The sequence below is a fragment of the Pirellulales bacterium genome (assembly GCA_036267355.1).
Lineage (GTDB): Bacteria > Planctomycetota > Planctomycetia > Pirellulales > DATAWG01 > DATAWG01.
The window spans coordinates 16,648-28,480 of the sequence record DATAWG010000058.1; the positions used below are offsets into that span (position 1 = coordinate 16,648).

The following is an 11,833-nucleotide window of genomic DNA, read 5'->3' on the forward strand; positions in this document are numbered from 1 at the left end:
GCTTCAGCGCACCCTGGCTCGGAGCCTCGGGGCACCACCGCCAAAGACAGTTTCGCGTCTTTTTTTTGAGGAGAACCGATCATGTCCAGTCCCAATCTTAGCGATAGCGCCCGCCGGACCGCCCACGACGTGCGAAATCAAGCCGAAGACCTGAAATCAACTGCGCAGCAAAATGCGGGCGCCGTCATGCACTCGGCCCAGCAGTTTGGCGCGGATGTCAAACATGCCGTGCAAGATCAACTTGGCAACCTGCAGGACACCGCTTCGGAATACATGGAGCAGGGAAAATCGGTGGCTTGCGACATGCGCCACTCCCTCGAGGATCGCATCCGCCAGCAGCCATTGAATTCGATGTTGGTCGTCGCGGGCATTGGCTTCGCGCTTGGTTTCTTGTTCACCCGGCGTTAATCGGGCCGGCGCCACCTGCCGAGTTGCGACATGCCGAGTTGTCAGATGCCGAACCCTACAGGTCGAACCGATCGAGCCGATAAACGGGATGCACGATGAATTCGTCGAATCGCCCTTCCAATCCGGAGGCGGAGTTGTGGGCGGCCATTGAATCGGTGGCCCGCAAAGTCCGCGATGATGCGGCATGCACGACGAGTGCGCGAGCCTGGATGCGGCTGCACCCGCGAACAGCGATCGGCATTGGCTTGGTGTCGGGGTTCGTGATGGGCGAGACGGTCAAACACGAAATCGAACCACTCCGTGGCGTAAGTCCGCCTTCGGCGGGCGAGCGCCGGGAGTTGGTTGTTGGCAATCGATGGTCCGAATGGTTTTCGCGGTTGATGCACGCTATCTTGGCACTTTTCGGCCTTGGGCTGCGAACGGCGGCACGGGGTCTGTTAGGCAACCTGACGTCCAGCGTCATGCGGTTGGAGAACTGGTTGCCTCCGAAGTAGACGGCCCCTGAGGCCGGGTGCGTATGGCCTCGATACCAGACGATCCGCCGCGATACTGGAATCCCCATCGAACCGCACAAGCGACGCTGATTTTCGCTGTTCTGGCGGCAGGGTTCTTTGCGATCTATTATCTGCAGGCCGCATTCTTCTGCCTGTTCATTGCGATCATTTTGGCCACGGCGCTCCGGCGCCCCGTAAGCTGGCTCGAACGCCGGGGCGTGCCGCATGCAACGGCCGTGGTGATCGTGTTTGCCGTGCTCGCTTTGCTGCTGCTGGTCGCGCTGGGATTGGGGATTCCGCTGCTGGCGACACAAGCGATCGACCTGCGCAACGCGCTGCCAGGCTTTTACGAACAAGCCCGGCAACGTTTCCTCGATTCGACGACCGGTTTGGTCCACCAACTGGCGGCGCAAACGTCCGCCAAATTGCCGTGGTTTAGCGCGGCAAGAGATGGTCAAGCGGCCCCGGCCGAATTTGCTCCGCCGGCTCTCCGCTACTTCGGCGACGTGTTTTCGCCGTTGCTGCTATTCATCGCCGTGCTGCTGATGGCCTTTTATTGGTCGCTGCAGGAAGACCGAACCGTGAAGGCGTTGCTGCTATTGGTGCCGGTGCAACGCCGCGATGGGGCTCGTGAATTGATCGACGCGATTCAAGCGAAGGTCGCGGATTACGTGCTCGGGCAAGCGATCGTTTGCTTCGTCATCGGGATGCTGACCTGTATCGGATACACCATCATCGGGCTTCCGCATGCGTTGCCGCTGGGGATTCTTTCGGGCGTCATGGAAGCAGTGCCGGTGTTCGGATTGCTTGCCAGCGCTGTTCCGGCGGTGGTGATCGCACTGTCGATCAGTGGGAGCAAGTTTTTCGGCGTCGTCGTCGTCGTCACAGCCATTCATCTTTCCGACAACTTTTTCATTTCGCCCAAGATCATGGGGCGATCGGTCGGGCTGCATCCGATCGTGACGCTGTTGGCCTTGGTAGGCTTCGGCGAATTATTCGGGCTTCCCGGGGCAGTGCTTGCGGTCCTGATGGCGTCGATCTCGCAGTTGCTGTTGGATCGATTGCTGCTTAGCCGCGCGGCGCAGGCCGTCGCTCCGGTCAAGGGCCGCGACCACCTCAGCCTATTGCGGCACGAGGTGCAGGAGGTGTTGCACGACGTTCGGCAGAATTTGCGTCACAAAGAGGAAGCCTCGACGCCGACCAATGACCGGTTCGAGGAAGCGATCGAAACGATCGCCACCGAATTGGAGCGAATGCTCGAGCACGAAGCATCGGAGCGCGAGGCTGCCGGTGGAGCCGAGGCGAACCGATGACGCGCATCGCTCTGAATATCGCGACCCTCTTTGCCACGCTCACCGGCTTGGCCGTCCTCTGGGAATTCCGTGGGGCGGCGCTGATTTTCTGCATGTCGTTGGCGCTGGCTGCGGCCGTGCGCCCGGCGGTCGAATTCTTCATCCAGCGGCATTGGCCGGTCGCATTGGCCGTCGGCGCAACGTATCTACCCTTGTTGTGCGTCGTCGGATTGCTGATTTTTCTCTCCGTGAGCCGCATGGGAGACGAGTTCAACCAAATGGTCGATGATTCCGGCCGGGCCTATCAGCAGATCGACGAGCATTGGCGACACGGCAATTGGATCGAACAACAAATCGCTCAATCGATGCCTTCGCTCGGGAAATCCGATAATGCCAAATCCGAAACGGCCAAGCACGACGGTTGGGAACTGCGAGTCGCCAAGACACTCTTCGGATACACGCTCAGTGTCGCGGGCGTCATTTTCGATGCCCTGCTCGTGGTCGTGATGAGTGTCTATTGGTCGCTCGATCGTGTTCATTTCGAACGGCTGTGGCTTTCGCTTCTCTCGGCATCGACACGTGTTTCGGCGCGCCAGATTTGGCGCGCGATCGAAAAGGAAATTGGAAAATATCTTCGCAGCGAGTTTTTGCAAAGCCTAATGGCCGGCTTGCTCCTGGCGTTCGGCTTTTGGCTTATCGGCTGTTCGTATCCGATCCTGTTGGCCTTGGTGGGGGCAGCGGCATGGCTGATTCCATGGGTGGGAGCTTTGTTCGCCGTGTTGGCGCTCACGCTCACTTCCCTGCCGACGTTAATCACCGATAGCACGTGGCACGGTGTTTTGGTTCTCGCGGCGGCAACACTCTATACCTGCATGGTTTTGCTGCTGCTCGAAATTTTGGTGGAACCGCGCTTGTTCGATCGGCAGCGCTATAGCACGGTGTTGACCGCTTTCGTGGCGATCAGCCTGGCGATGATGTGGGGGGTGTTTGGGCTTTTGATCGGCCCGCCGTTGGCCGTCGTGTTGCAGGTGTTCGGCAGCTTCCTGTTGCGCCGCCGATTGGGACTGACCGGCGACACTGCTCAGGGTCCAGCCGAGGTGGCTGCGCGGCTGGCGGAATTGCGCCGGTCGCTGGCTGGCTCGCAATCGCCGCATCCTGAGCTTGAGAATTTTGTCGATCGCCTGACGACGATCATGCAAGAGGTGCGGGAAGAAATTGCAATTCCTGCCGCCGACCGTCCGAAAATTGGCCTTTTGTTGGCGAATCGGCCTCGCGTGGGAGCGGGCACGGAATAGCGCCGCTAAAACTGGTCGGATTGCCGGTTGTGGCACGTGGTTCGCTCAATCCCTATCCCGGCTGTAAAGACGCCGGCTGTTCTTAAGTCCGTCGCCCACCTTGCATTCGGAGGACAAAACCCATGTCCACGGCAACCGCCACTCGCGTCTCGCAAAATACCGCGCCAGCGGTAAACGCCCGAATCCAATTCAATACCGATCGCAATGTCGCCTACTACTCGAGCTTGGACCGATCGGCCATTGATCGCCGCCTGAAGGAACTCGATTGCGAGTGGAACGTCGAACGAATCTTGGAAACGAACGCTGCCAGCTTAACGATCGGGTCGTTCGTGCTTGGCGCGGTGTCGAATCGAAAGTGGTTCGCGTTGTCCGGATTGGTCGGCTGCTTTTTACTTCAGCATGCGTTCCAGGGCTGGTGCCCGCCGTTGGCGATCGTTCGTCGCCTGGGATTCCGCACTGCCGAGGAAATCGAATCGGAGCGGCACGAACTCCTATGCGCGCGAAAGAAGGCCAAGTCGTAACAAATCGCCGTCGGGAGAAATGCCGCCCTGAAAAATCGCTGTCCTCTTTTCGGCTGTGCTCTGTTGGTACTTTTTTTGACGAGGTGCTGCCATGAAGCTTGGCGCTATTCGGCTCTACATGTTCTTGATTGTCATCGCCTGGCTTGGGGTCGGCCCATTTGTCCTTGCTGAGGAAGCCGATACCCATGAAGGCTTGGTCGTGTCGGCAGCCGCCGGAAAGCTGGCGATCACCGGCATCGACGGCAAGCCATATTCCTACGACATCGGCGATCAAGTGAAGGTCACCGTAAATGGACATATGGGCAAACTGGACGATCTGAAGACGGGCGCCCGAGTCCGCGTAACGACCGACAAAAAAGGCCGGGCATTGAACGTGGCCACGGTGGATGCGGTCAAGGATCGCTATTGCTTGGATTAAACATCACGAGGCCACACCGCCCGGACCGGGGTCCAGGCAGAAGCGCGGGGAGGAGCACGGACGATGCATTACGACAAATCACACCGCTCCGCGAACCGGCTAATTGGTCATTTTTCCGACGAGCAATCGTGTTCCGATTCGCCTCTTTTCGATGTTGACGCCGCCTTGGCAAGACTCGACGGCGATCGCGGACTGCTGACGGAGTTGGTGCATATCTACATCGAAGACGCACCGATGCTGCTGGTACGGATCAGCAACGGAATGCGCGACGCGAATTGCGCCGACGTGCTTCATGCCGCCCACCTCTTGCACGGCCTGGCGGCAAACTTCGGGGCCTGTGCGGTGACCAATCCAGCCGGACGGCTTGAAGCATACGCAATCGACGGGCGCCTGGCCGACGCCGCTGCAACGATCGAGCAACTCCGCATCGAGGCAATTCGCCTGGAGCAGGCGCTGCTGGAATTTTGCTAAGGCGGCATCGTCGAACCCCGATCGGGTTCTGCGAAACTCTTGCCGGCGAAACAAATCCGCAAGCCGCCGCAGATCTTTGCGGCCTGCTTTCTGCATAGCCAGGGAGGCTGGAAAGCCCGAGCCGCGCCGCCGGCCGGCTGGCAGTTCGGCCAGTCTTTCTTGCTTCTTTCTCTTGCAAGACATGACAGCATGCTGGCGTGTGTTTGGCTTTGTTTTCACGCTGGCAACCAATCGAGGCTAAAGACTTGGCCCAGCCTTCCCGAATTTACCGTTATACACGGCATCCTCGTTACAACCCGCATATTCGTTACGATCGTACTCTTACTCGCGACCTATCATGCACGAAGTCGAAAATCGGATCTTGCGGCAAATCGGCGGCGCTTTGCGGCTGTTTTTAGGGGCCTGTGCCGGGAGCATTCTGCTGTCGGCGGCGGCCCCGCTTCGTGCGGATTCGCCGGTGCTGGATCCGATCCCGGCGGCCCTGACCGCGCCGAGAACCCCGATTTGGGTTTCGCCGATCTCGCCGTACGATCCGGCCGAGGGAACCGCCGGCGCCCATGCGGTGCAAATCGGCGCCGCGCCCAGCGGCGGGTACGTGCAAACGTCGGCGTATTCGCAGGCGAACGTCGATTCCAGCCCGTATCAAAGCGCCGCGACAAGTGCGTCGCAGTTGCCGGTGCCGACCCCCGCGGGCAGTCCGGCCCCGGAGCAAGTGCCGGCGGGAGGGTATTTGTGGGGCGGCAGTCTTGCTTCGCCCGGTCCGGCCGATGGTTATCCCTCGGCGGGCTATACGGTCGCGGGATCGGTTCCGCCGGATGCCGAGAGTCCGCCGCCGGCGGGAAATTTGGTGGGCGCATTGGGGATGGGCAACAGCGCGCCGGTGGGCGTGCCGCCGTTGGGCCCGCTGTTCAGCGATCGGCCGATTCTATTGATGCCGAACCTGCCGGTCGATGCCATCCACACCACGTTCCGCGTGCGCCAATCGATCACCGACGAAGTGGGCGACGACGGGCCGATCACTTCGATCGGTGGATTCTTTCCGCATACGACCGACAAGGGCATCTGGTTTTTCGACGGCGAGTTCAACCTGTTGGAAGACGCCCAAAATCCCGGCGAGCAAACGGAGAATTTCGGCGCCAATCTGGGCCTCGGCTGGCGTTGGATCGCGCCGGAATTGGATTCGGTTCTCGGCCTAAGCTTCTGGTACGACCTGGACCGCACGCGGCCCGACTTCGTGCATCAAGCGGCCGTGAGCGGCGAAATTCTCGGCAGCGTGTGGCAGGCGCGCATCAACGGCTATTTTCCCTGCGGCACGAATCGCATCAGCAGCTCCACCGGCTTGGGCCCTGCCTATTACCTCAACGAAAATATCGCCTTCGGTCAAACGCGCTACGACAATCTCGATATGGCCGGCATGGACTTCGAATTCGGCCGGCGCATTCCCGGCTGGCTCGGCGACAACGGCGTGTCGGCGTATGTCGGCGGTTATTTCTACCAAGCCGACCGCTATTTCAATACGTTCGGTGTCGCCACGCGCGTCGAGGCCTTGATCACGCCAAACATCACCTTCGATGCCAAGTTCACCAACGACGCCGTCTTCCGCAATAAAGTCGGAATTGAATTCACGTGGCTAATGCCGAACGGCAAATGCAAGTCGTGCGCGTCGGAGTGTTGCTCTGAAGTTTATCGACTCACCGAACCGGTCGTGCGCAACACCACGGTGGTTTACGCGACGCAAACGCTCAACACGCCGCAACTGGCCCTTAATCCGACGACCGGCACGCCGATCGTCGTCGTGCACGTCAACAGCGCTGCCCCCGCCGGCGGCAACGGCACGGTCCAAGACCCGTACAACAATCTTCCCTCGGCGCAAGCCGGTTCGGCGCCGAACGACATTATCTTCGTGCAGGCCGGCAGCGAATTCTCCGGACAGTCGATCACGCTGCAAAATAACCAGCGATTCTTGGGCGAAGGCATCCCGCACACCGTCGCTACGGTTCAGGAAGGCACGATCACCTTGCCGACCGTCTCGAACGGCACGGTGCTGCCGATCATCGCCAATTCGCCCGGCGACGCCGTCACGCTCGCCAACAGCAACGAAGTGTCGGGCTTCACCATCAACAACTCCGGCGGCGAGGCCATCGCCGGAAACGGCATCTCCGGCACGGCCAATATCAACAACGTGTATATCAACGGCGGCATGAGCGGCATCAATATCCAGAACAGCTCGGCAGCGGTGACCGTGACCAATGTGCCGATCAACGGCGCGGCGACCGGCATCAGCTTGTCGAACAACACCGGCTCGTTCGACTTCGTCGGACAGCAAACCGTCAACGGAAGCACCGTGAACGGCGTCGTGCTCTCGGGCAACAGTTCGCCCGTGACGTTCGACAATTTGCAAATCAACGCCACCACTGGCACCGGCCTCGCGGCCACGAACCAGACCGGCACGCTCACGATCACCACCGGCTCGGTCACCGCCGCGGACGGCGCCGGCGTGAACATCAACAACTCGGCGACCACCGCCGCGCCTCTTGCCGTTAATCTGACAAGCGTCAACGCAACCGGCGGCACCAATGGCATCGCGCTCAATAATGCCGGCGGCACGTTCACCGTCAACAGCGCCGCCACGACGGCCGGCTCGGGCGGCACGATCAGCAACACCACCGGTGCGGGCCTATCGATCACCGGCGAAACCGGCACCGCCACGTTCAACTACATGACCATCACCAATCCCACCGGCGACGGTGTCGATGTCGTGAACACGACCGCCAGCGGCACCGTGACGCTCACCAATCCACAAATCACGCTCACCGGCGCTCAAACGGGCGTCAACGTCACCGGCAACAGCGGCACGCTGAACCTGACCAGCGTGGCGGGCACCTCGACTGTCACCGGCGGCGCCGTCGGCTTGAACGTCACCGGCAGCAGCGGCACCGAAAATGTTTCCAACTTCACCAGCACCAACGCCGCGACCGGCATCAACCTGGCCACCGACACCGGCACATTCAACGGCACCGGCACGACGACCGTTACCGGCAGCACGGTCAATGGCGTCGATCTGACGACCGTTTCCGGCCCGACATCGTTCGGCACATTGAATATCGCCGCCACAACGGGCACAGGTCTGTTGGCCACAAACCAAACCGGCACGCTCAGCACCAGCGGCGGCACGATCACCGCCTCCGACGGCACGGGCGTGAACATCAACAACTCCGCGATCACCACCGCAGCCCCGCTGGCAATGACGCTTACGGCCGTCAACTCCACCAGCGGCGTCAACGGCATTGTGCTCAACAACGCCGGCGGCGCCTTCACCGTCGGCACCGGCACCACGGCCGGCTCCGGCGGCACGATCAGCGACTCGACCGGCGCAGGGGTCTCAATCACCGGCGAAAGCGGCACCGCGACGCTCAACTACATAGCCATCACCAATCCCGCCGGCGACGGCGTCGATGTCGCCAACACGACCGCCACCGGCATCGTGACGCTCACATCGCCGCAGATCTCGCTCACCGGCGCTCAAACCGGCGTGAACGTCACCGGCAATAGCGGCACGCTGAACCTGACCACCCCGACCGTCGCCTTCGCCGCGCCCGGCGCGGGCGTCGGCCTAAGCGTCACCGGCAGCAGCGGCACCGAAAATGTCTCCAACTTTACAAGCACCAACGCCGCGACCGGCATCAATCTGGCCACCGACACAGGAACCTACGCCGGAACCGGCACGACGACCGTCAATGGCAGCACGATCAATGGCGTCGATCTGACGACCGTTTCCGGGCCGACATCGTTCGGTATCTTGAACATTGCCGCCACGACGGGCACCGGTTTATTGGCCACCAATCAAACTGGCATGCTCAGCACCACCGGCGGCACGATCACCGCTTCCGACGGCACGGGCGTGAACATCAACAACTCCGCGATTACCACCGCAGCCCCGCTGGCAATGACGCTTACGGCCGTCAACTCCACGAGCGGCGCCAACGGCATCGCTTTGAACAATGCCGGCGGCACCTTCACCGTCGGCACCGGCACGACGGCCGGCTCCGGCGGCACGATCAGCGATTCGACCGGCGCGGGAGTCTCGATCACCGGCGAAAGCGGCACCGTGGCGCTCAACTACATGAACGTCAGCATGCCCACCGGCGACGGCGTCGACGTGCTTACCTCGGCCGCGGGCGCGAACGTTACGCTCACCGGAACCGCGATCACCCTCGGCGGCACGCAGACGGGCATTCTCGTCAACACGAATAGCGGCACGTTTGCAACGGGCGGCACCACCACCGTCACCGGCGGCGGCACCGGCGTGCATATCGAAAACAGCACCGCGACTGGCGTCGCCAACCTCGGCACGCTTACCGTCACCAATGCGGCGACCGGTGTCTATCTCAGCGGCAATGCCGGCGCCGTCACCACGACGGGCACTACCACGGTCACCGGCAGCACCACCGACGGCGTTCGGGTGGATAGCAACAGCGGGGCCGATACATTCGCCAACTTGCAAATCAGTAACAACGGCGGCATCGGATTGGAATCGAGCAATCAAACCGGCCTGCTGACGATCACGACCGGCAGCATCACCAATACCAATGGAGAAGGCGTGAATATCGACGGTCCGGCGGCAGGCGTTCCTTTGAACGTCGCGCTAACCAGCGTGAACACCACCGGAGGCCCGGCCGGCATCATCCTGGACAATGCGGCGGGCACATTCAGCGTGACCGGCAGCGGCAGCACCGCTGGCTCCGGCGGCACGATCGCCAGTACCACCGGCGACTCGATTCGCATCGCCAATGAGCTCGGAATCCTCTCGCTAAGCAATATGGATGTTACGAATGCTGACGGCAACGGCGTAAGTATCAGCATCTCGGCGGCAGCGTCGACGATCAACCTTATGAACATGGACATCGCCAATTCAGGCGGCAACGGCATCAATGCGTCGAATCTCAGCGGCACGCTGAACGTCGATGGCACGACAATCACCGGCGGCGAAACCGGATTCAATCTCCAAACCAGCAGCGGCACCGCCAATCTCGCGAGTCTCACCGTCAGTAATGCACACATCGGCATGTTTCTGCAAACCGACACCGGCACCATCGACGCAACCGGCGCCACAACCATCACCGGAAGCACGGTGTATGGAGTGCAGCTCCAGAGCAACTCCGCGCCGATCACATTCAATGATTTGGAAGTCTCCGCCAACTCGGGCACAGGGCTGTATTCCAACGACCAATCCGGCCTGCTCACCATCAGCACCGGCAATATCTCGACGGCCAACGGAATCGGCGTACAGCTCGATTCCAGTACGACCGCCGGCACGCCCCTGGCCGTCACGCTCACAAGCGTCAACTCCACCAACGGCAACGACGGCATCGAGCTTGAGCGGGCCGCGGGCACCTTCACGGTCACCGGCACCGGCACGACGGCCGGCAGCGGCGGTACGATTTCCAACTCCAATGACGACGGAGTTCGCATCAACACCGAACTCGGCACCGTCTCGCTGAACAACATGAATATTGCCGGTTCCAACGGGGCCGGCGTCAACATCGACGTTGCCAATGCAACCTCGAACATCACCGTCGCAAATTCGACGATCAGCGACTCGAACAACGACGGCGTGCTGATTCAGCACAACGCGGGCACGGTGAACGTCAGCGACACGACGATCAGTGGCAGCAGTCGAGACGGCATCGACGCGCAGACGAACACCGGCACTCTCAACGTGACCAACGACACGATCACCGGCAACGCTGAAATCGGCATCAACGCCACCGGCAACAGCGGCACGTTGGCCGTCAGCGGCACGACGGTCACCGATGGCACCACCGGCCTCAGCATCACCGGCGCCACCTCGACCAGCACCAATACGCTCGCGAACTTCGTCTCGAACGGCGCGGCGACCGGCATCAACCTGCAAAGCGATGCCGCCGCCGTCACTTTCACGGGCACCACGGCCGTCACCGGCAGCACGGTCGATGGCGTCATCATCAACAGTGTCACCGCCCCGATCACGTTCGCCACGCTGAACATCAACTCCACCACCGGCCCCGCTTTCGTCATGGAGAATTCGGCCACATCGCTGACGATCACCGGCGGCACGATCGTCGCCCAGGCCGGCGACGGCGTGGATATCAGCGGCGGCGCCACCTTGGCCGTCGCTCTCGACAGCGTTTCTTCCACGGGCGGCACCGACGGCATCAATATCAACGGGTCGACGGGCGCATTCAGCGTCGCAGGCGGCACGATCAGCGGTAGCTCGGGAGTCGGCGTCCTGCTCACGAATGTCACCGGCACTTCCGCAGGCAGCATTCTCTTCAGCGGCATGACGATCACCGAGCCGGGAACTGCTGCTCTCCAGGCCAGCGGCGGCGGCAATATCACCGCCAATAATTTGACGATCGACACCCATCTCACGAACGCCGACGGCGTCGATTTCCTCGGTACGACCGGCACCAACAGTGTCACGAATAGTATCCACTTCCTCATCGGCGATACCGACGCCATTCTCATCGAGACTGGAGCCGCCGGCGGCACCTACAATATCAACAACAACGTAGTGAACACGACGAGCACCACCGATGGTCACGGCTTGCAGGTCGAAGACAATTTCGGAGACAATACGTTCAACGTGGGGGGCAATCAGATCAACATGGCCGCTGCGACCAGTTCGATCGGCATCGAGATATTCAACTTCGGCACGACGGATTTCCTATCGAGTTCGTCGAACAATGTACCGGTCACCGCGAATGTTCCCACGTTGTTCGGCGGCTCGTTCACCGGCTTTATCGAAGTCAACGGCACAGAGGTAAACTAGGCTGGCAAGCGGGCCGCGGTTGATTCCCAGCCGCGCTTCTGCTTTGATGAAGCGCCGGAAGCGCTCGCGCCGCAAGCGCCAGCGCGTCCCCGAAAGCCCGGGGAAGGCCCCCACCCCGCCCCC

At 61.3% G+C, this 11,833-nt stretch carries 8 protein-coding genes; 7 read left to right on the plus strand and 1 reads right to left on the minus strand.

Annotation, left to right across the window (positions count from 1 at the left end; genetic code table 11):
* Nucleotides 1-81: 81 nt before the first annotated feature.
* Complete coding sequence (locus VHX65_09230; GenBank protein ID HEX3998717.1) at nucleotides 82-408, plus strand: DUF883 C-terminal domain-containing protein; 327 nt, start codon at nucleotides 82-84, stop codon at nucleotides 406-408.
* Nucleotides 409-463: 55 nt separating this feature from the next.
* Here the strand turns inward: VHX65_09230 and VHX65_09235 are convergent, their stop codons facing one another.
* Nucleotides 464-649, minus strand: a complete 186-nt coding sequence (locus VHX65_09235; GenBank protein HEX3998718.1) for a hypothetical protein — start codon at nucleotides 647-649, stop codon at nucleotides 464-466.
* A 276-nt stretch (nucleotides 650-925) separates the two neighbouring features.
* Here VHX65_09235 and VHX65_09240 point away from each other — a divergent pair, with 276 nt between their 5' ends.
* From VHX65_09240 to VHX65_09265, 6 genes are all read left to right on the plus strand, one after another.
* The gene (locus VHX65_09240) at nucleotides 926-2,215 is read left to right on the plus strand and encodes an AI-2E family transporter (protein HEX3998719.1); all 1,290 of its coding nucleotides are present in this window, start codon (nucleotides 926-928) and stop codon (nucleotides 2,213-2,215) included.
* Nucleotides 2,212-3,489 carry an AI-2E family transporter gene (locus tag VHX65_09245; GenBank protein ID HEX3998720.1) on the plus strand — a complete coding sequence of 426 codons (1,278 nt, stop codon included), beginning with the start codon at nucleotides 2,212-2,214 and terminating at the stop codon, nucleotides 3,487-3,489. The genes VHX65_09240 and VHX65_09245 overlap by 4 nt, the downstream gene beginning before the upstream one ends.
* Before the next feature lie 122 nt (nucleotides 3,490-3,611).
* A complete protein-coding gene (locus tag VHX65_09250; GenBank protein ID HEX3998721.1) occupies nucleotides 3,612-4,010 on the plus strand; it encodes a DUF2892 domain-containing protein in 399 nt (132 codons plus the stop codon).
* A 91-nt stretch (nucleotides 4,011-4,101) separates the two neighbouring features.
* Nucleotides 4,102-4,428, plus strand: coding sequence for a hypothetical protein (locus tag VHX65_09255; GenBank protein ID HEX3998722.1), 327 nt, complete (start codon nucleotides 4,102-4,104; stop codon nucleotides 4,426-4,428).
* A gap of 63 nt (nucleotides 4,429-4,491) precedes the next feature.
* Nucleotides 4,492-4,899 carry an Hpt domain-containing protein gene (locus tag VHX65_09260; GenBank protein ID HEX3998723.1) on the plus strand — a complete coding sequence of 136 codons (408 nt, stop codon included), beginning with the start codon at nucleotides 4,492-4,494 and terminating at the stop codon, nucleotides 4,897-4,899.
* A 337-nt stretch (nucleotides 4,900-5,236) separates the two neighbouring features.
* A complete protein-coding gene (locus tag VHX65_09265; GenBank protein HEX3998724.1) occupies nucleotides 5,237-11,710 on the plus strand; it encodes a hypothetical protein in 6,474 nt (2,157 codons plus the stop codon).
* Nucleotides 11,711-11,833 lie beyond the last annotated feature (123 nt).

What these genes read in the sequence shown, in the direction of transcription:
- VHX65_09230 (HEX3998717.1), top strand. Translation starts at nt 82, where the DNA reads ATGTCCAGTCCCAATCTTAGCGATAGCGCCCGCCGGACCGCCCACGAC.
- VHX65_09235 (HEX3998718.1), bottom strand. Translation starts at nt 649, where the DNA reads ATGCCGATCGCTGTTCGCGGGTGCAGCCGCATCCAGGCTCGCGCACTC.
- VHX65_09240 (HEX3998719.1), top strand. Translation starts at nt 926, where the DNA reads ATGGCCTCGATACCAGACGATCCGCCGCGATACTGGAATCCCCATCGA.
- VHX65_09245 (HEX3998720.1), top strand. Translation starts at nt 2,212, where the DNA reads ATGACGCGCATCGCTCTGAATATCGCGACCCTCTTTGCCACGCTCACC.
- VHX65_09250 (HEX3998721.1), top strand. Translation starts at nt 3,612, where the DNA reads ATGTCCACGGCAACCGCCACTCGCGTCTCGCAAAATACCGCGCCAGCG.
- VHX65_09255 (HEX3998722.1), top strand. Translation starts at nt 4,102, where the DNA reads ATGAAGCTTGGCGCTATTCGGCTCTACATGTTCTTGATTGTCATCGCC.
- VHX65_09260 (HEX3998723.1), top strand. Translation starts at nt 4,492, where the DNA reads ATGCATTACGACAAATCACACCGCTCCGCGAACCGGCTAATTGGTCAT.
- VHX65_09265 (HEX3998724.1), top strand. Translation starts at nt 5,237, where the DNA reads ATGCACGAAGTCGAAAATCGGATCTTGCGGCAAATCGGCGGCGCTTTG.